This window comes from Halorubrum ruber (genome assembly GCF_018228765.1).
Classification (GTDB): Archaea; Halobacteriota; Halobacteria; order Halobacteriales; family Haloferacaceae; genus Halorubrum; species Halorubrum ruber.
In genome coordinates this window covers 1,506,842-1,526,438 of record NZ_CP073695.1, presented here as the reverse complement: position 1 = coordinate 1,526,438, position 19,597 = coordinate 1,506,842, and the positions used below count along the sequence as shown (strand labels likewise).

Below are 19,597 nucleotides of genomic sequence, written 5' to 3'. Positions count from 1 at the left end.
GCTTGAGTCGGTGGGGATCGCAGGGTGGCGTATGCGATTCGACCGCTCCGACGCCGTCTTCTGTCACGTCACCTCGCTGCCGGGGGCGTACGGGATCGGCGACCTCGGCGAGGGCGCCCGGGAGTTCCTCTCGTTCCTCGGCGACGCCGGCGTCGACCACTGGCAGATCTGTCCGATCGGGCCGACCATCTCCGCCGCAGGAGAGTCGCCGTACCAGTCGCCGTCGGCGTTCGCCGGCAACCCGCTGTTCGTCGACCCCGACGGGCTCGTCGACGACGGCTGGCTCGACGAGGACGACCTCGAACCGGTTCCCGACTTCCCGACCGACCGCGTCGACTACGACGCGGTCCGCGAGTACAAGCTCCCGCTGTTGCGGACCGCGTTCGAGCGGTTCGAGGAGCGGGCGAGCGAGGACGACCGCGCGGCGGTAGCCGAATTCCGCGAGCACGAGCCGTGGCTCGCCGACTACGCGCTGTTCCGGGCGCTCTCCGACGCGCGGCCGGAAGACGTCTGGACTGACTGGCCGGCGCCGCTGCGGACGCGCGACCCCGAGGCGCTGGCCGACGCGCGCGAGGAACACGCTCGCGAGGTCCGGTTCCGCGAGTTCGTCCAGTGGACGTTCGACCGCCAGTGGCGCGACCTGCGCGCCGTCGCGGCCGAGGAGGGGGTGTCGATCGTCGGCGACGTGCCCATCTACGTCGCGCTCGACTCCGCCGACGTGTGGGCGAGCCCGGAGGCGTTCCGGCTCGACGAGGGGAACCGCCCGACTGCGGTCGCGGGCGTCCCGCCCAACGCCGGCGACTCCGGCCAGCGCTGGGGGAACCCGCTGTACGACTGGGAACACCTCGCCGACACCGGGTACGACTGGTGGCTCGACCGGTTCCGCCGGCTGTTCGAGCTCGCGGACGTGGCTCGGCTCGACCACTTCCTCGGGTTCGTGAACTACTGGGCGATCCCGGCCGACAGCGACGACCCCGCGGACGGCGAGTGGCGAGACGGTCCTGGCCGCGACCTCTTCGAGACGGTGGAGCGCGAGCTCGGTGAGGCCCCCTTCATCGCCGAGGACCTCGGTTTCGAGGAGCCGGCGATGGACGAACTGATGGCCGAGTTCGGCTTCCCCGGCATGCGCGTCCCGCAGTACGCGGACTGGTGCGCGGAGGGGAACGAGTACCAGCCGATACACTACGGCGAGGGCGTCGTGGGCTACACCTCGACGCACGACACGGACACGTGGGCCGGCTACTTCGAGGACCTCCCGGCCGCGCAGCGGGACTGCTTCCGGTACAACGTCGGTTCCGACCCCGACGAGCCGAGCGAGTGGGCGATCATCGACGCGGTGTGGGGCTCGGACGCCATCCTCGCGGTGACGACGCTTCAGGACCTGCTCGGGCTCGGCAGCGAGGCGCGGTTCAACGAGCCGGGCACCCTCGACGGCAACTGGGAGTGGCGCGTCGCCCGCGACGCGCTTGACGACGAAATCGCGGACCGGCTATGGGAGCTGAGCGGGAAACACGTGCGCTGACCCGTGATCGGACCCCTGCCCGACGCGCCGGTCGTCCACGTCCTCGTGATCGCCGCGGCGACCGGCCTCATCTGGCTCGGGAGCGGCTGGCTGGAAGAGGCCGCCGAGACGCTCGCCGGGTACTACGGGCTCCCGGCGGTGGTTCAGGGGTCGATCGTCGTCGCAGTCGGGTCGAGCTTCCCGGAGCTGACGAGCGTGCTCGTCACCGCCCTCACCGGCGTCTTCGACATGGGCGTGGGCGCGCTCGTCGGATCGGCGATCTTCAACGTCCTCGTGATCCCCGCTGTCGCCGGGCTCGGGGCCGACGACGAGCTGGAGGCCAACCGAGCGATCGTGTACAAGGAGGCGCAGTTCTACATGCTCGCGGTGTCGGCGCTGGTCGTGACGTTCGCGCTCGCGGTCATCTACTTCCCGGTCTCGGCGGACCCGATCGTCGGGACGATGCCGCGCTCGCTCGCGGTCATCCCGCTCGCGCTGTACGTCCTCTACCTGTTCATTCAGGTCCAGGACGTCGACGACGCGGCGATCGACCCTGTGCGCGACGAGGTCGACGTCCGCCGCGAGTGGGGGAAGCTGGCGGCCGGGCTCGGGCTCATCGTCGTCACCGTCGAGCGGCTCGTCGCGTCGGTCGAATCGCTCGGCGCCACGTTCGGAGTCCCCGAGTTCCTCGCCGGCGTCACGGTCGTCGCGGCGGCGACGAGCCTGCCGGACGCGCTGGTGAGCGTCCGGACCGCACGCGAGAACCGCGGCGCGACGAGCCTCGGCAACGTCCTCGGGTCGAACACCTTCGACCTGCTCGTCGCGATCCCGCTCGGCGTGCTGATCGTCGGCGAGGTGGCCGTCAACTTCTCGACCGCGGTGCCGATGCTGGGCGTATTGACGGCCGCGACCGTCCTGCTGTTCGTGACCCTGCGGACGAGCCTCGCGCTCACCGATCGCGAATCGTACGCGCTGCTCGCGGCCTACGGGCTGTTCGTCGCGTGGGTCGTCGCCGAGACGATCGGGGCGACGAGCGTGCTGAAGGGTGTGTGAGGCCCGGCACGAGCGGTCTCGCTCCGACGGTCGCCGGACGGCGATTCCTCAGTAGGAGTTCCGACCGATAATGAGGTACAGCAGCAGGCCGAGGATCGGCGCGAAGAACACCACGAGCGCCCAGAGGACCGGCGGGTGGTCGCTGCGCGACTCCGCGTCCGAGTAGGTCCACACGATCATCGCGAGGTGGACGGCGAGGAAGAGGAGGCTGATCAGGAGGGCGATCCCGGCGGCCGCGCCTTGGAGGAGCAACGGGGACATGCCGCCCGATATCAGCACGCCCTCCGATAAGTGTTTTCGGATCCTCACCGGGCACTCGGCGAAACCGCTTTTCGCGTCGAGTGCGAACGTGTCACATGAATAACGTGGTGCGTGCGGTCGGCGCCGCGGGCGAGTGTCTCGGCGGCGTTCTGCTCGCTGTGTCGGCGGCCGCCGACGCCGAGGTGCGGACCGTCCCGCTCGCGGTCGGCTTCGCGACCGGCTACCTCTACCGCCACGCGCGAGCGGTCGCGGGCTGTCGGCGGTTCCGGAGCGGGCCGGTACGGAGCGTCGGTGTCGCGCTGGCGTGGACGGCGATCGGCGTCGCGGTCGACCGATCCGTCGACGATCCGGCGTCGAAGCGTTCGTTCGCGGCCGGGCTCGGAGCGGGGTCGGCCGGTTACTGGCTCGCGCGGCGCGGTGAGTAGCGGACCCGGGCCGGGCATCGCTCCGGGCGGCCCGCAGAGCCCCGCCGGAGACCGAACCGTTTTGATCCCGCGGCGCCCGGTGCCGGTATGACGCTCCCAGTCGACGCGGACCGGCTCCGCGCGGACATCGAGGCGAACGCGGCGTTCGGTCGGGTCGAGACAGACGACGCCGAGGCGCACGCGCGAACGAATCGGACGGGGACCGAGGCCAATCGCCGGGCGAGGGACCGGCTCGTCGAACGCCTCCGCGAGGCCGGCCTCGACGTGACGGTCGACGCCGTCGGGAACGTCCTCGGGACGTGGACGCCGGAGAGCGCCGACCCGGACGCGGCGCCGGTCGTTTCGGGGAGCCACCTCGACAGCGTCCCCGAGGGCGGAATCTTCGACGGCCCGCTCGGCGTCTACGCCGCGCTGGAGGCCGTTCGCGCGATGCGCGACGACGGGTTCGAACCCGAGCGCCCGGTCGGCGTCGTGAGCTTCACCGAGGAGGAGGGCGGGACATTCGGCAACGGCCTGCTCGGCTCGACGGTCGCGACCGGCGAGCTGGCGCTCGACGAGGCGCTCACGCTGACGAATCCGGAAGGGGAGACGCTCGGCGAGGCGCTCGACCGGATCGGCTACCGCGGCGGGAGCGCGGTCGACGCCGCCACGCCGACCGACGCCGACGGCGACCCTGCGACGCTCGATCCCGCGTCGTGGGCGGCGTTCTACGAGCTCCACGTCGAGCAGGACACGACGCTGGAGGACGCGGGCGCGGCGGCCGGCGTCGTGACGACGATCACCGGGATCACCCACTGCGAGGCGACCGTCGAGGGCGAGGCGAACCACGCGGGCGCGACCGCGATGGACGAACGGACGGACGCGCTCGCGGCCGCGAGCGAGTTCGTGCTTGACGTCGAGGCCGCCGCGAACGAGGTCGTCGAGTCGTCGTCGCCCTCGGCGGTCGGCACCGTCGGGTCGCTGTCGGTCGAGCCGAACGCGACGAACGTGGTTCCCGGTCGCGTCGAGGCCGGCGTCGATATTCGCGACGTCGAGGCCGCGTCGATGGAGGCGATCGTCGACGCCGCGCGCGACTCGCTGGCCCGGCTGGAGCGCGAGCGAGGGATCGAGACCGAGTTCGAGCGGCCGTTCGACGTCGCCCCGACGCCGATGAGCGACCGCCTCCGCGAGGCCGCCCACGCCGCCGCCGACGCGGCCGGGCGCGAGGCGATCGACCTCCACTCCGGCGCCGCCCACGACGCGATGCGGGTCGCGCGCGTCACCGACGCGTCGCTGCTCTTCGCCCCCTCTCGCGACGGGATCTCCCACAACCCCCGCGAGTGGACCGACTGGGCCGACTGCGCCGCCGCGACCGAGGTGCTCGCCGGGGCGCTCGCGCGGGTCGCGGACGGCGAGTGAGGGTCGCTCGCGCAGGTGGCATCGAACTCCGCGACGGCACAACCGTTTTGCCGGTCCGCCGCGAGCGACGAGCGTGAGACGTCCGCTCGGACTCGCGTCGCTCGCCGTTGGACTGCTGGCGGGGGTCGCCGGAACGGTCGCCGGCACGACCGACGCGCTCGCGAACTGGCCGCCGATCGGCGGGTACCCCGCAACGACCGTCGTCGGCCGGTCGCTGCTCGTCGTCGCCGTCGCGGGACTGGTGTACGGAGCCTACCTGCTCGCGGTCCGAGTGCTGACGCGGTCGGCCAACAGGCGCCGCGCGCACAACGTCCGGAACCTGCTGCGGCTGGCGTTCGGCGTCGTCGGGACGGTGGCGACGCTCGCGGTGGCGACGGAGAACTGGATCGGCCTCCTCTTCTCGCTCGGCGTCATCGGGTTCGCGGTCACCTTCGCGCTCCAGCAGCCGCTCCTGTCGCTGATCGCGTGGGTGTACATCGCCGTCAAGCAGCCGTTCGGCGTCGGCGACCGAGTCAAGATCGACGACGCGAAGGGCGACGTGATCGGGGTCGACTTCCTGGTGACGACGCTGTGGGAGATCAACGGCGAACTGGTGACGACGAACCAGCCCTCCGGGCGGGTGGTCACCGTCCCGAACAGCGTCGTCCTCTCGTCGAACGTCGTCAACTTCGGCGGCGGCGGGTCGCCGTACGTCTGGAACGAGGTCTCCGTCCAAGTCGCCTACGAGACCGACCTGGAGTTCGCGCGTTCGGTGATGGTCGAGGAGGCGACCGACCTGATCGGCCGTGACATGGCTGAGGGAATCGCCGCCTACCGCGAGGCGCTCGCGGAGACGCCCGTCGAGCTGGAGGTCCACGACGGCCCGACGGTCAACGTCCGGCAGGAGGAGTCGTGGGTCGAACTCCGCGTCCGGTACCTCACCCACCCGAGGCGGGGGCAGCGCGTGAAGAACCGGCTGTACAAGCGGATCTTGGAGCGGTTCAACGACAACCCGGACCGCGTGGCGTTCCCGGTGAGTCGGAGCCGATAGGTCGTCAGCGGCGGTGTCCTCGACACGGGGACGAGTGCGGTCACGAGCCGGACTCACTACTCCGGCTCGATCCGGGAGTGAAGTATATATGCGCTCGTCCGTCTCGGTCGCCGGACGGCACTCCGTCTCGGTGGGGGCGGATCCGTGGCCGTTTTCGGCGGTTGTGACCGCAAAACGCCTCTCGTGGGTTTTTTCGATGACCAGATCCGCGCCCGATATAATAGATACATTTATATTCCCTCGAGACTAACTATACGTTAACAGACTGGCGATTGCGGACCTCGCTGTATTTTCGTCGGGGGATCGTCGGAGCCACACCCATGACAGAGACAGACACTTACAGCGACGGCGGAACGGAACGAGAGCGACTCGCGGACCCGGGCGACGCGTCCGCGAACGGCGAGCGTACGCGAACGCGGGCGGACGCGACCGAAGAGGAGTCGGCGGACGTCGAGGAGCGCACGGAGAGCGAGCGCGAGCGGATCACCACCTGTCCCGAGTGCGACGGCCGGCTCGCGACGGACACGGAACACGGCGAGACGGTCTGCAGCGACTGCGGGCTGGTCGTCGAGGAGGACTCGGTCGACCGCGGCCCGGAGTGGCGTGCGTTCAACTCCGGCGAGCGGGACAGCAAGTCGCGGGTCGGTGCCCCGACGACGAACATGATGCACGACAAGGGGCTCTCGACGAACATCGGCTGGCAGGACAAAGACGCCTACGGCAAGTCGCTCTCGGGGCGACAGCGACGTCGGATGCAGCGACTGCGGACGTGGAACGAGCGGTTCCGCACCCGCGACTCCAAGGAGCGCAACCTGAAACAGGCCCTCGGCGAGATCGACCGGATGGCCTCCGCGCTCGGCCTCCCGGACAACGTCCGCGAGACCGCCTCCGTCATCTACCGCCGCGCGCTGAGCGAGAACCTCCTGCCCGGACGCTCCATCGAGGGCGTCGCGACCGCGGCGCTGTACGCCGCCGCGCGGCAGGTGGGGAACCCCCGAAGCCTCGACGAGTTCACGGCGGTCTCCCGGGTGGAGAAGATGGAGCTCACCCGGACGTACCGCTACGTCGTTCGCGAGCTCGGACTGCGCGTCCAGCCCGCGGACCCGACGAGCTACGTCCCGCGGTTCGTCTCCCGGCTCGACCTCTCGGACGAGACCGAACGGCGCGCCCGCGAACTGCTCGACGACGCCGCGAGCGCGGGGATCACGAGCGGCAAGTCGCCGGTCGGACTCGCCGCCGCCGCCGTCTACGCCGCGGCGCTGCTGTCGAACGAGAAGGTGACCCAGAGCCAAGTGTCCGAGGTCGCCGACGTCTCGGAGGTCACCATCCGGAACCGATACAAGGAGCTGCTCGAGGCGAGCGGTACCGTGAACGCCTGACGCGCCGCAACGTGCCGATTCGACGTCGGATGTTCGACGCTCGGACCTCGCCGCGACGGCCGGCACCTCGTCGGCACCTACGTTTTTAACGCGGCCGGCTGTACACGGTGACATGGTTGACGCGTTCGTCAGACTCGTCTGTCCGGAGTGCGGCAAGGAGTGGCAGGACAATCCCGCCGAACTTCAGGATCTTCGGTCTAACTTCAGCTGTCCGGCGTGTCACGCGACGCGTCGCCTGACCGAGTTCATGCGAACGGAACGCGACCTCGAGGCCGTCAAGCAGTTCCAGTGACGCGCGGCGGAGCCAGCCGCCGCCGAACCGACCACGGGCCGCCCTCCAGATCGAGAACTCACTGACTGCGCAGTGACGCCTTTCGCTCGCTTCGCGCGTCGCCGCGAACCTCCGAAAACGATCCTGATCGATCTATCGAGAACACACTTCTCCGCCCCGCTACTCGCGAAATACGCGAACGATGTGGTAACGTGACTCAAGATAATAATATAAACCTCCGGTAGCAAAGGACTGGTACTCATGAAGAAGCAGGAGCTCATCCATCTTCACGGTCTCCTCGCGGAGGTACGAAAACAGTGCGAGTTCTGGGACGACGACGTCGACCTCGAAGCCTACGAGGAACTGGGCGTGAAGCCGACATCGATTCACAAATCGAAGACCGACCACAAAGCGGCCGTTTTCAAGCTGACAGAGGGAATCACCGAGCCGATGGAATCGTCCGAATCGGAGCCGCTGGCCCCGACGGCCGACTGAGACGTCTACTGCGCGCTGCTCCTCGCTGACCGCACAATCGACGACCAGCGTCGCGACCGTCGCTCAGTACTGGGCGTCCTCTCCGGTACCGTGTCCGGCGTCGTCCCCGAGGCCGTCCGACTCGGACGTTTCCTCCGAGGACGAGGCCTCCTCCGCGGCCCCAGTTCCCTCCGTGCGGTCGCTCACTTCGGAATCGATCTCGGTGACGGAAAGCACTTTCAGCGGGATGTTGCGGAGGCGCTTGCCGATCTCCTTGCGCGCGACGCGGCTCGCGTGTTCGTCGCGGTCGACGTTGAACACGTCCATCTGAAGCTCTAAGGCGACGAGCGCCTCGTCGGCCGCGACGAACGCCGGGTCGAGCTCCTCGCCGCTCGGCGACGTTCGCGTCCCGGTGTCGATCTCGACGTAGTTGAGATCCGGATTGAGCATCTCGCCGGTCTTCGAGATGGCGATCCGGACCGCCTCGTCGGCGGTTTCCACGTCGTACACCGGAACCGCGGCCTCGACGACGACTCGACAGTCCATCACGCGTGCGGATACCACGCGAACGAGTATCAAACTTCGGCCGCGACCGGATCGGCCTCGGCGGGCCGAGAGCCGGCCGTCTCGACCCCGATCACTCACCGCCGGCGCGGAGGTAGTAGAACACGTACGTCTGCGCGTAGCCGGCGAACTCCCCGCCGAACCGCTCGCGGATCGCCCGGGAGGTCTCGGCGTAGCTCCCGCGATCGCAGTCGGGGTAATACTCCTCGATAGTGGTTCGGATCCAGGTGTCGAGCGGCACCGCTTCGAGGAACCCCAGCGAGAACAGCAGCACGCAGTCGGCGACCTTGTCCCCAACGCCGACGAACCGAGTGAGCGACTCCCGGGCCTCCTCGTAGGGGAGGTCAGCCGCCTCCAAGGGGTCGGCCTCGCCGCTCGCGACCATCTCCGCGGTCCGTCGGACGTACGGCGCGCGGTAGCCTAAGGAGAGGTCGCGGAGTTCTTCCTCGGTGCGCGCGGCCAGCTGCTCGGGCGTCGGGAAGGCCCGATATGTCTCGTCGCCGAGCGCGACGGCGTCGCCGTACGTCTCCCGGAGCCGTCGCTGCATCCCGTGGATGCGGGCGACCCGCATCTGCGCCGAGCAGATGAACGATATCAGACAGGGGAAGACGGGATCGCGGGTCAGCCGCATTCCCTCGTAGGCGTCGTACGCGCGCTCCAGGAGCGGGAGGTCCGGCGTGGCGTCTAAGATTGCGTCGAGGTCGTCGTCGAGCCGGAGCAGGTGCGTCAACAGCGGCTCGGCGTCCGTCGACGCCTCCCAGCAGAGCGTCCCGTCGTGGACGCCGCCCTCCTGTCGGACTCGGACCGCGACGCGCTCCTCGGTCACGCCGGGGATCGGGTCGACGACCGTCTCGTACCACGCGTCGCCGCCGTGTGCGTGGAGATCGGCGTACGTCTCGCCGTCCGCGCGGTTCCAGAGGTAGCTCTGGCCGCTCTCGAGGGTCGCCTGTAGGTCGAACGGTCCAGCCAGGTCGCCGACGTCGATCGCCCCGCGTTCCATCGTCTTGGGACAGGAGGCCCGCGGGCATGCGGGTTTCGGTCCCGCCGCGGTAACCGATCGGCGCGCTCCCGAACCGCCGCCGAGGACGGGTTTTTGTCCGCGCGACCCGTATCTGACGTATGCCGACGTACAGGCGGACGACTCGGGTGCCGGCCCCGATCGAAGACGTGTGGGCGTTTCACTCCACGGTCGACGGACTGCGAGAGCTCACTCCGGACTGGATGCGGCTCCGCGTGGGTGGCGTCGAGGGACCGGACGGGTCGCCCGACCCCGAGGTCCTCGTCGCCGGCTCGGAGATAGCGATGTCGATCCGGCCGTTCGGGGCCGGTCCGCGCCAGCGGTGGACCTCGCGGATCGTCGAGCGCGAGCCCGACGGCACGGCGTCGCCGGAGCGGTCCGCTCGGTTCGTCGACGAGATGGAAGGCGGTCCGTTCCGGCGGTGGGAACACACCCACGCGTTCTACGCCGACGGCGACGAGACCCTCCTCGTCGACACGGTCGCCTATCGGCTGCCGCTCGGCCCGCTCGGCGACGCGGTCGGACCGATGGCGAAGGTCGGGTTCGAGGGGATGTTCCGCGACCGGCACCGCCGGACGGTCGAGCGGTTCTCCGAGAGCTGAACACCGCCGCGGCGGCTTGACCGTCCGATCCTCACGGCGCCGCGACCCGGGTCGCGTCAGCGCCGAACGTGAGTTCGAAGACGGCGCCGTCGTCGTTTCGGGCCTCGATATCCCACTCGTGCGCCTCGACGATCCGGTCGACGATAGCCAGTCCGATCCCGGAACTGTCTGCCGACGAGACGCCCGAATCGAAGACCGTGTCGGCGAGTTCGACCGGGATCCCGGGCCCGTCGTCCGCGACGTACATCCCGCCGACGCCGCCGTTCGCGGTGAGCGGGCCGACCTCTATCGACACCTCCGGGCCGCCGTGGTCGACGGCGTTCCGGAAGAGGTTCTCTAAGGCCTGCCGGAGCCGACCCGGGTCGGCCTCGACGCGGCCGACCTCGCCAGCGATCGTGAGCGTCGCGTCGGGCGCGCGCACCGACCCCCACGCCTCCTCCGCGACGGCAGCGATCGGGACCGGCTCGGTCTCCCCGATCGTCTCTCCTCGCCGCGCGAGCATGAGCAGGTCGTCGATCAGCGTCTCCATGCGGTCGACCGCGCCGCTCATGGCGTCGTACCGCGAGGGAGCGAGTTCGTCCTCGGAGAGCGACAGGTAGCCCGAGAGCACGTTCAGTGGGTTCCGCAGGTCGTGTGAGACGACCGCGCTGAACTGTTCCAGCTGTTCCGCCTGCCGGCGGAGCGCCGTCCTGCGGTCGTTGCGCGCGATCGTGTGCGCGATCAGGTCGCCGAGGGTGCGGTACAGATCGACCTCGTCGTCCGTCCAAGCGCGGGGGTCGTCGGACTCGAACGCGACGATCCCGCTCAGCTCCCAGTCGACGACGAGCGGGACGTGAACCGTCGCCGGCGATTCCGCGACCTGAACCTCGTCGCCTTCGCCGTCCGCATTCCCGGCGGGGAGGGATCCGCGCGCGACGTTACCGAACGTCGACAGCGTTTCGGGGTCCGGAAACGCCTCGAACGGCCTCGGTTCCGGCTCGGACCCGTCGGGACACCAGCCGTACGCGGGGACGAACTGCCCGTCATCCTCCCGGTAACAGACGATCCGATCGAGCTCGGCGTGTTCGCCGACGTTCTCCATCGTCCACTCGATCTTCGTCCCGACCTCGTCGGTGCGGGTGCTCATCAGCGTCGTTCCGGCGTCAAGCAACACCTCTGAGAGACGGGCGACATCGTCGCCGCCGAGTCGGACGCGGTCGGGGTCCAGTCGGCCCGCAAGCCGTTCGGCGAGCGGGTGGGTCGCGTCGATCTCGTCTGGATCGGACGCCCAGTCGCCGGCGTCGACTATGTCGTCTGCGTCGGCCGCGAGCAGGGCCCTGACCGTCGTCGGCGTCGCGTCCTCGACGAGCGCGATCACTGGCACGTTCGACGGGAGCGCTGCGAGCCGCTCCGTTACCCGGTCCTCGGTCGCGGCCGCAGCGGTGACGACGACGCCGCACGTCTCGTTCAGCGGATCCTCGCCGTCGCGGTCGTCGTCCAAGTCCGTCGGAACGAACACGCGGAGTTCTGGTCCCCTCGGGCCGCCCCAGACGGCGTCGACCGCTCGGGACACGCGTTCGCTCGCGCTCGGGTCCTCGCCCACGAACGCGACGACCGTTCGCCGGTCCATATCCGGTTCACTCGTTCGGATGGCTTCAACGTTCACCCCAAAATATCGGTGCTGAAAACGCTACGACTGAGCCGCCGTCGCAGTGACGTAGATACCGGCGAGGACGACGCATCCGCCCGCGATCGTTATCGGCGTCGGCGTCTCCGACAGCAAGGCGAACGCGAGCAGCGTCGCACCGACCGGTTCGCCGAGCAGCGAGACCGAGACGACGCTCGACTCGAGATGCGCGAGCGCCCAGTTGAGGACGGTGTGACCGAGCAGGCCCGGTCCGACCGCGAGCCCGGCGAACAGGAGCCACTCCCGAGCGGGATATCCCGTGAGGGGGTGTCCCGCGGCGAGGACGAACGCGAGCAGAACGACCACGCAGACGCCGTACACGACGGTGACGTACGGGATCAGCGAGATCCGCTGCCGAAGCGAGCGACCGGCCAGCACGTAGCCCGCGGCGGCGACGGCGCCCGCAAGCGCCAGCGCGTTGCCGTACAGCGGACGAGGACCGACCGCCACGCCGGCGAGAAAGTCACCGAGCGACATCGACGCCATCCCGCCGACGGCGACCGCGATGCCCGCGGCCATCCGGCGCGTGACGCGCTCGCGCAACAGGAGCCACGCGCCGATCGAGACGAACACCGGCTGCGCCTGAACGAGCGTCACGCTCGCGGCGACGCTCGTCCACCGGAGGCTCTCGAACCAGGCCGCGAAGTGGACCGCGAGCGCGACTCCGGACAGCACCGCGAACGCGAGGTCGCGAGACCGGATCCGCGCGAACTCCCCGCGGTACCGCCACGCCGCTATCGCAGCCAGCGGCAGAGTCGTGAACAGCACCCGGTAGAAGGCGGCGACCGAGCTCGGCGCGTCGCTCAGACGGACGAGGATCGCGCCCGCGCTCACCGCGACGACCGCGGCCGCCAGTCCCGCCTTCGGCGACACCGCCGGCTTCGAACTCATCGGATCTCGTGGTCGTTTGAGCGACAGGCGCTTACCGGTTTCGAGAGCTGACCCGCCGGCACGGCGAGGTACTCCTCTCGCTCTCCCCCGACGGACGACGCCAATGGACGACGCCGACGGAGATTTCACACCCCGGCGCGAACCACCGCTCATGTGTGCGGACACGTTCGGCGTCGGCATCCGCGTCGCCGAGACGGAGCTCCGAGTCGTCGTCGGCGTCCCTTCCGATATCGACGCCGGGTGGACCGATCCCGAGGCGTTCCAGTCGCTGGTCGCGGAGGCCGTGTGGGAGCAACTCAACCGCCGCCCGACCCTTGAGGCCGTCGCTGCGCGGTACGACACCGGCGAGACTGCCGCTCTCGGGAGCGTGACGCTCGAACCTGACGGCACCGTGGTCGAGACCGACCTCAACCGCGTCGCGCCGCCCGACGGTCGGGACGATGCGGGCGACTGACGGTCCGAGTCAGCGCCGCGGCCGTTTCACTCCTCGGAGGCGCCCGCTTCGAGCGCGGCGCCGACTGCCCACGCCCGCTCCGGCCGGTACGCGGTGAGGTCGTATCGGGTCGGCCCCACGGTGTCTCCCCACGTCTCCAGCGCGCCGAGCGTGACCAGTCCCGACAGGGTCGCCCCCAGCGTCCGCGGTGTCGTCTCCGGGTCGGTCAGCGCGGCGTGGACCTGTTTCGACTGCGGATAGTTCCGGTCGCACGTCTCGATGCCGCGCATGGCCTCGGCCCAGTGACGGCGCACGTATCCGAAGGTCGTGGGGTCGTCGCGGGAGAGCCGTTCGACCGCCGCCGTGGCGTCCGCGTCGGCACCGACGACGGCGTCAACGCGATCGCCGACGCGCGACAGCAACTCCACGGGCCCCTCGAAGGAACACCCGATCGCGACCCGGTTCGCTCGGTCCCCGAACCGGCCGAGGAGCCGGTCCGCGAACGCGACGGCGGCATCGACGCCATCCCGAGCGGCGACCGGCGCGATGTCGTCGATTACCAGGTCGACCGTTCCCGAAGGGACTCCGTCGAGGTTATCGTCGACGGCGTCGAGAATTCGTTCGCTCTCGGCGTCGCGGCCGAGTACGGTGTACGCGAGCCCGTTGTTCGGTACTACCTGCGTCGACGCGGCGGCCCCGCTCCGAGCGACGCCGCTCACGTCCACCACCGCCTCCCGCGTCGGCGGCCCCGCCGGCCTTCGCTCCCATCCGCTCCGCCACGCCTCAACGTCGGTTCCGAACAACACGGACACGACACGCTCCGAGGCGACTCCGTCGCGAACCGACGGCTGGTCGCCACAGAACAGTCGTACCGTACCGTTCGATCTATCCACGATACGTTGGGTTCATCGACAAAAGTGATAAACTTACGGATGGAACTATTAGTACTGATACGCCGTCCCGCGAGACGATCAGCCGAGCGCGGTGAGTTGTCCGCGGACCAGTGCCGACCCGACCGAGCCCTAGGATCAGTAAATTCGCAACGGTTGCGGACCACGCAAGCGAGACCGTCGGTCGACAGTCTGTGAACGCGAGTAAAATGCGAGCGCGGTGGGTCGCTGGATATGAAAAAAGCCCACGGACACAACGTCCGTGGGCTTGGTGGGAATACTCCCGTATGAGTGGGCAGGCGGCGACTCGTGGTTCCCAGAGGATCGCTCACTCCAGTACTTCACGATACGCTGGTAGGCTTAACTTCCGTGTTCGGAATGGGTACGGGTGTTTCCCTACCGCTCTGGCCGCCTTCATGCCGACTCTCGGAGTTGAACCGAGACTCACTGTATCTCCTACAGTGAGACTCCTGTGTCGGTCTGGTTCGATACCAACCGTGTATACGTGCGATCCAGATACCGCCTGAACTCATGCGAGTCGTGGCGCGTCAGCGCCAATGAATGTGGCTCGGTCTGTTAGTTCTCGTGGGCTTAACACCTCGTTGCCTCGGTGCGTACACCCCGAGTCTATCGAACTCGTCTTCTACGAGTGACCTCTGTGGTACCTCTTTTCCATGTGGGTTTCGAGCTTAGATGCGTTCAGCTCTTACCCCGTGTCGCGTGGCTACTCGGCATCTGCCCTCTCGGACAACCGATACACCAGTGGCGACCAAACGTAGTTCCTCTCGTACTATACGTTCGTTCACGTCAGGTACCTCACACCCCCAATAGATAGCAGCCGACCTGTCTCACGACGGTCTAAACCCAGCTCACGACCTCCTTTAATAGGCGAACAACCTCACCCTTGCCCGCTTCTGCACGGGCAGGATGGAGGGAACCGACATCGAGGTAGCAAGCCACTCGGTCGATATGTGCTCTTGCGAGTGACGACTCTGTTATCCCTAAGGTAGCTTTTCTGTCATCTACGGGTCCCATTCCGGAACCTCGTAGGTTCGCTAGACCACGCTTTCGCGTCAGCGTTCCTCGTTGGGAAGAACACTGTCAGACCATCTTGTGCTCTTGCGCTCTTCGCCGGATTCCCGACCCGGCTGAGATGATCTTCGGGCGCGCTCGATATCTTTTCGAGCGCGTACCGCCCCAGTCAAACTGCCCGGCTACCGGTGTACTCCTCCCGGAGTGAGAGTCGCAGTCACCGACGGGTAGTATTTCAATGCTGACTCGGTGGCGCGCTAGCGCGCGTACCTGTGTAATGTCTCCTACCTATGCTGCACATCGGCGACCACGTCTCAGCGACAGCCTGCAGTAAAGCTCTATAGGGTCTTCGCTTCCCCTTGGGGGTCTCCAGACTCCGCACTGGAACGTACAGTTCACCGGGTCCAACGTTGGGACAGTGGCGCTCTCGTTTATCCATTCATGCAAGCCGCTACTGAAGCGGCAAGGTACTACGCTACCTTAAGAGGGTCATAGTTACCCCCGCCGTTGACGGGTCCTTCGTCCTCTTGTACGAGGTGTTCAGATACCCGCACTGGGCAGGATTCAGTGACCGTACGAGTCCTTGCGGATTTGCGGTCACCTGTGTTGTTACTAGACAGTCGGAGCGCCCGAGTCACTGCGACCTGCTCCGTCGAGAGCAGGCATCCCTTCTTCCGAAGGTACGGGACTAACTTGCCGAATTCCCTAACGTCGGTTCTCCCGACAGGCCTTGCCTTGCGCTGGCAGAGCACCTGTGTCGGATCTCGGTACGGACATCATGCTTGCCTTTTCACGGGCCCTATGTACGGCTGACTTTCGCTATCTCGCGTTTCGCTCGCTTCGTGCCGTGACGGCGTCCACGAGTTTCCACGATTCGACCGGGCGAGTGCCCGGCTCAGCGTTCCACACGGCGTCGGCGTTTACTGCACGATGGCGCTGGAATATTAACCAGCTTCCCGTCGGTGTAGTCAAGTTGTGGTACACCTTAGGACCGGCTAACCCTCGGCTGAACGGCAGTGCCGAGGAACCCTTGCTCTTCAGGCCGTCGAGGTTCTCACCCGACTATCGCTGCTACTGTGACCAGGATTGTCGTTACTGGACGGTCCACACGAGCTCTCGCCCGGGCTTCCATCCGACCAGTACGCCAACCTACGCGGTTGCCCCTGTCAAGGGCACGGCCAGGTCTCGGTGGTAGATTTGAGCCCCGATCATTTTGGGCGCCTCAAACCTCGGCCGGTAAGCTGTTACGCTTTTCTTAGCGGGTAGCTGCTTCTAAGCTCACCTCCCGGCTGTTTAGGGCTTGAGACCACCTTCGAATCGCACTTAATCTACACTTTGGGACCTTAACCCGGCTCTGGGTTGTTCCCCTCACGGTACACAGGCTTACCCCGCGCACCGGACTCCCTTCGTCTGCGGCGCCTGCGGGTTTGGAGTTCGACAGGATGGCCGACTCCTCTCGGAGGCGGGTCATCCAATCGGTAGCTCTACCCGCGGGCTACCTCGGAAGAGGTCATGCTTCGACATGTTTCGGTTGGAACCAGCTGTTGCCAGGCTCGATGGGCCTTTCACCCCTACACACGAGTCACGAGAGGATATTGTAGAATACCAACTCTAACAGGCCTCCACGTGGCTTTCGCCACGCTTCACCTTGCTCGCGCGTAGATCGCCTGGTTTCGGGTCGCACCCAATTGACTCCCCGCGCTTGAACACGGTGGCCCTCGCACGAATGTGCTGCGGCCGTATCGGTTTCCCTGCGCCTTCCCCGGTTCACGGGTTAGACTCGCCAATCAAGTGCACTCCCTGGGTCGTTTTTCAAAACGCACGACACGACGCCGGCTCGACTCTCTTCCTACTAGAGGATCGCTCCTCGGTCGTTTCGAGAATCGCCTTGTACGCCCTGTCGCTCGATCGCCAGCTGATTTCAGGCCCTATTGCACCGCCCTTCTCGGGGTGCTTTTCAGCGTTCGCTCACGCTACTTGTTCGCTATCGGTCTCGAGGAGTGTTTAGCCTTCTCAGGGGATGCCTGAGATGTTCACAGAGGATATCCGACCCCTGCTACTCTGGATTTGACGCCAACGGTACTGTTCTCTCATACGGGGTTGTCACCCTGTTTCACGCTCCGTTCCAGGAGACTTCTGAGAGAGTGTCGCGTTTTGATTGTCAACCCGAACACCACATTGGTCCGAAGACCTTCGGTTTGGGCTGTGTCGCGTTTACTCGCGGTTACTGACGACATCGCGTTTGCGTTCTTTTCCTGCCCTTACTGAGATGTTTCAATTCAGGGCGTTCCCTATTGCGCGTGGCAATTGTTGAACGGATTCCGATTGGGAGATCTCGTGTTCTTTCCCTCCATGCGGGTCCCACGAGCTTTTCGCAGCTTGGCACGTCCGTCGTCGGCTCTCGAGCCGAGCCATTCACCAGCTGGCACAGTAGCCAGTAGTGTGTCAGCCAACTCTCCAGAAGAGAGTGCTGACGGTGTCAAGTGACATAGTGTCACCCGACTGTATATGGTTCACTGACGTTCCACGAACTCGGATGAGTTCAGTGGACGTCTGGATCGCACGTATACACGGTTGTCATTGAATCGCCCCGGGTGTGACGGGGCGTTCGTCGAACCCTTCCCATCCGCGGTTTCCCGGGATGGTGCATCGGTCGTCGTGTTCGATCCGAGTCGCGTCTCCCATATAAGGGGACGGATTCGGACCGAACGGACATGGACTCACTGGGATTCGAACCCAGGGCATCCTCCTTGCAAGGGAGGCACTCTACCGCTGAGCTATGAGCCCACCTTCCCGCGAGGGGAAGGTCTGGTGTGTGTCGCGTTTGTGTTGCGAGCCGTGGTCGTTCTAAGGTGTCCAAGCCGATGGGTGGGCGGACGTACACAGGCCAATGCGAATGAGTAGTGACCGTCGTGGTGACGGTCGTAAGGTGAGCTCGCCCAGAGGGCGAGTCTCGGGTCGGTGGAGGTGATCCAGCCGCAGATTCCCCTACGGCTACCTTGTTACGACTTAAGCCCCCTTGCGAAGCCCAGATTCGACGTTCGTGGAACGCCTCATCCGGACCTCACTCGGGTGCTTTGACGGGCGGTGTGTGCAAGGAGCAGGGACGTATTCACCGCGCGCTTGTGACACGCGATTACTACCGAATCCAGCTTCATGTGGGCGAGTTGCAGCCCACAATCCGAACTACGATCGAGTTTCTGAGATTACCGTCTCCTTTCGGAGTAGGAACCCTTTGTCTCGACCATTGTAGCCCGCGTGTTGCCCAGCACATTCGGGGCATACTGACCTACCGTTGCCCGTTCCTTCCTCCGTGTTAGCCACGGCGGTCCCCCTACTGTCCCCAGCTACCTCGCGGTACTGCTGGCAAGTAAGGGTGCGGGTCTCGCTCGTTGCCTGACTTAACAGGACGCCTCACGGTACGAGCTGACGGCGGCCATGCACCTCCTCTCTGAAACTCGGACAAGGTCATCAACCTGGTCGTCATTATTACAGTCGATGCTGGTGAGATGTCCGGCGTTGAGTCCAATTAAACCGCAGGCTCCTCCGGTTGTAGTGCTCCCCCGCCAATTCCTTTAAGTTTCATCCTTGCGGACGTACTTCCCAGGCGGTCTGCTTAGCGGCTTCCCTACGGCACAGCACCCACTCGTAGTGGGAGCCACACCTAGCAGACATTGTTTACGGCCAGGACTACCCGGGTATCTAATCCGGTTCGAGACCCTGGCTTTCGTCCCTCACTGTCGGATCCGTCCTCGCGACGTGCTTTCGCCATCGGCGGTCCGTCCAGGATTACGGGATTTCACTCCTACCCCGGACGTACCCGTCGCGCCTTCCGGTCCCAAGCCACGCAGTTTCTACCGGGCGCCCACCTGTTGAGCAGGTGGATTTCCCGATGGACTTGCGCGGCCAGCTACGGACGCTTTAGGCCCAATAAGATCGGCCATCACTTGGGCTGCCGGTATTACCGCGGCGGCTGGCACCGGTCTTGCCCAGCCCTTATTCTGGTACCACCTTACGGTACCGAAAAGCACAGGCGCTATGCCTGTGCACTTGGGATCCCCTATCGCACTGTCGTGCAGTGTAAAGGTTTCGCGCCTGCTGCGCCCCGTAGGGCCCGGAATCTTGTCTCAGATTCCGTCTCCGGGTTCTCACTCTCATGACCCGTACCGATTATTGGCACGGTGGGCCGTTACCCCACCGTCTACCTAATCGGCCGCAGCCACATCCTTCGGCGCCGGAGCGTTTGGCACATCACTCATTCCAGTGGTGATGTGGTATACACTATTAGCCTCAGTTTCCCGAGGGTATTGTGTTCCGAAGGGTAGTTTGGCCACGTGTTACTGAGCTATTCGCCACGAGTCTGAACTCGTGCGACTAGCATGGCTAAATCGGATCCCAATAGCAATGGCCTCCGGCAGGATCAACCGGAATGAATATCCTTCGAGCCTGATTCCCGGCTCGAAGGGGGTGTTGGCGGGTGTCAATCTCGTCGAAGACGAGGGTTGACACACCATTGCATTGGTCTGTGTGGTGTCCGGGCCATCCAACGGCTTGGATGACACCGAACGACCACGGCTCACATCAGATCACCGCTTACGCCGGAGCGCAGGGGGCGTGATCCTCATCGGATGAGTCGGACGAGCCGACTCTGCGAAACCGGGCCGAGTTGAACGGCCCGAGTCCGCGGTGCGTTCTTCGCGTATCAACCG

Annotated in this window: 16 protein-coding genes, 1 tRNA gene and 3 rRNA genes; 10 read left to right on the top strand and 10 right to left on the bottom strand. The window is 66.3% G+C overall.

Annotated features, from left to right (window positions below; genetic code table 11):
- Window positions 1-31 precede the first annotated feature (31 nt).
- On the top strand, window positions 32-1,522 hold the full coding sequence (gene malQ / locus J7656_RS07615) for a 4-alpha-glucanotransferase (protein WP_017343467.1): 1,491 nt from the start codon (window positions 32-34) through the stop codon (window positions 1,520-1,522).
- Window positions 1,523-1,525: 3 nt separating this feature from the next.
- Window positions 1,526-2,554: a sodium:calcium antiporter gene (locus J7656_RS07610; RefSeq protein ID WP_017343468.1), complete on the top strand. Its 1,029-nt coding sequence runs from the start codon at window positions 1,526-1,528 to the stop codon at window positions 2,552-2,554.
- A gap of 48 nt (window positions 2,555-2,602) precedes the next feature.
- Here J7656_RS07610 and J7656_RS07605 read toward each other — a convergent pair whose 3' ends face one another.
- Window positions 2,603-2,815, bottom strand: a complete 213-nt coding sequence (locus tag J7656_RS07605) for a PLDc N-terminal domain-containing protein (protein WP_017343469.1) — start codon at window positions 2,813-2,815, stop codon at window positions 2,603-2,605.
- A gap of 95 nt (window positions 2,816-2,910) precedes the next feature.
- On the opposite strand from J7656_RS07605, the gene J7656_RS07600 reads away from it, so the two are divergent.
- The 6 genes from J7656_RS07600 to J7656_RS07575 all read left to right on the top strand — a co-directional run bounded on the left by J7656_RS07600 (window position 2,911) and on the right by J7656_RS07575 (window position 7,813).
- Window positions 2,911-3,240: a hypothetical protein gene (locus J7656_RS07600; RefSeq protein WP_017343470.1), complete on the top strand. Its 330-nt coding sequence runs from the start codon at window positions 2,911-2,913 to the stop codon at window positions 3,238-3,240.
- An 87-nt stretch (window positions 3,241-3,327) separates the two neighbouring features.
- Window positions 3,328-4,638, top strand: a complete 1,311-nt coding sequence (locus tag J7656_RS07595) for a Zn-dependent hydrolase (protein WP_017343471.1) — start codon at window positions 3,328-3,330, stop codon at window positions 4,636-4,638.
- 73 nt (window positions 4,639-4,711) lie between these two features.
- Complete coding sequence (locus tag J7656_RS07590) at window positions 4,712-5,668, top strand: mechanosensitive ion channel family protein (RefSeq protein WP_211552961.1); 957 nt, start codon at window positions 4,712-4,714, stop codon at window positions 5,666-5,668.
- A 320-nt stretch (window positions 5,669-5,988) separates the two neighbouring features.
- Entirely contained in the window at window positions 5,989-7,047 is a 1,059-nt protein-coding gene (locus tag J7656_RS07585) for a transcription initiation factor IIB (RefSeq protein WP_211552959.1), read from the top strand.
- Between the two features lie 112 nt (window positions 7,048-7,159).
- On the top strand, window positions 7,160-7,339 hold the full coding sequence (locus J7656_RS07580; RefSeq protein WP_121595903.1) for a DUF7836 family putative zinc-binding protein: 180 nt from the start codon (window positions 7,160-7,162) through the stop codon (window positions 7,337-7,339).
- Between the two features lie 240 nt (window positions 7,340-7,579).
- Window positions 7,580-7,813, top strand: a complete 234-nt coding sequence (locus J7656_RS07575) for a UPF0058 family protein (protein WP_004598519.1) — start codon at window positions 7,580-7,582, stop codon at window positions 7,811-7,813.
- A gap of 63 nt (window positions 7,814-7,876) precedes the next feature.
- Here J7656_RS07575 and J7656_RS07570 read toward each other — a convergent pair whose 3' ends face one another.
- Together J7656_RS07570 and J7656_RS07565 are read right to left on the bottom strand one after the other, a co-directional pair.
- Window positions 7,877-8,338 carry a DUF555 domain-containing protein gene (locus J7656_RS07570; protein WP_017343475.1) on the bottom strand — a complete coding sequence of 154 codons (462 nt, stop codon included), beginning with the start codon at window positions 8,336-8,338 and terminating at the stop codon, window positions 7,877-7,879.
- Between the two features lie 91 nt (window positions 8,339-8,429).
- Complete coding sequence (locus J7656_RS07565) at window positions 8,430-9,356, bottom strand: DNA-3-methyladenine glycosylase family protein (RefSeq protein WP_017343476.1); 927 nt, start codon at window positions 9,354-9,356, stop codon at window positions 8,430-8,432.
- Between the two features lie 119 nt (window positions 9,357-9,475).
- Here J7656_RS07565 and J7656_RS07560 point away from each other — a divergent pair, with 119 nt between their 5' ends.
- Window positions 9,476-9,976 carry an SRPBCC family protein gene (locus J7656_RS07560; protein ID WP_017343477.1) on the top strand — a complete coding sequence of 167 codons (501 nt, stop codon included), beginning with the start codon at window positions 9,476-9,478 and terminating at the stop codon, window positions 9,974-9,976.
- Window positions 9,977-10,007: 31 nt separating this feature from the next.
- Here J7656_RS07560 and J7656_RS07555 read toward each other — a convergent pair whose 3' ends face one another.
- Window positions 10,008-11,585, bottom strand: coding sequence for a sensor histidine kinase (locus J7656_RS07555; RefSeq protein ID WP_017343478.1), 1,578 nt, complete (start codon window positions 11,583-11,585; stop codon window positions 10,008-10,010).
- Window positions 11,586-11,645: 60 nt separating this feature from the next.
- Window positions 11,646-12,533 (bottom strand): DMT family transporter, encoded by an 888-nt coding sequence (locus tag J7656_RS07550; RefSeq protein WP_017343479.1) that lies wholly within the window; start codon window positions 12,531-12,533, stop codon window positions 11,646-11,648.
- A gap of 151 nt (window positions 12,534-12,684) precedes the next feature.
- Between J7656_RS07550 and J7656_RS07545 the strand changes: the two genes are divergently transcribed.
- Entirely contained in the window at window positions 12,685-12,987 is a 303-nt protein-coding gene (locus J7656_RS07545; RefSeq protein ID WP_017343480.1) for a DUF8124 family protein, read from the top strand.
- 26 nt (window positions 12,988-13,013) lie between these two features.
- On the opposite strand, the gene J7656_RS07540 is transcribed toward J7656_RS07545, so the two are convergent.
- The 5 genes from J7656_RS07540 to J7656_RS07520 form a co-directional block, all read right to left on the bottom strand.
- Window positions 13,014-13,685 carry a hypothetical protein gene (locus J7656_RS07540; RefSeq protein ID WP_026046235.1) on the bottom strand — a complete coding sequence of 224 codons (672 nt, stop codon included), beginning with the start codon at window positions 13,683-13,685 and terminating at the stop codon, window positions 13,014-13,016.
- A gap of 465 nt (window positions 13,686-14,150) precedes the next feature.
- A 5S ribosomal RNA gene (gene rrf, locus J7656_RS07535) occupies window positions 14,151-14,272 on the bottom strand.
- A gap of 142 nt (window positions 14,273-14,414) precedes the next feature.
- Window positions 14,415-17,331, bottom strand: a 23S ribosomal RNA gene (locus J7656_RS07530).
- Window positions 17,332-17,603: 272 nt separating this feature from the next.
- A tRNA-Ala gene (locus J7656_RS07525) sits at window positions 17,604-17,675 on the bottom strand.
- A 175-nt stretch (window positions 17,676-17,850) separates the two neighbouring features.
- Window positions 17,851-19,319: ribosomal RNA gene (locus J7656_RS07520) — 16S ribosomal RNA — on the bottom strand.
- Together the 16S, 23S and 5S rRNA genes with 1 tRNA gene alongside form the textbook arrangement of a ribosomal RNA operon.
- Between the last annotated feature and the right edge of the window lie 278 nt (window positions 19,320-19,597).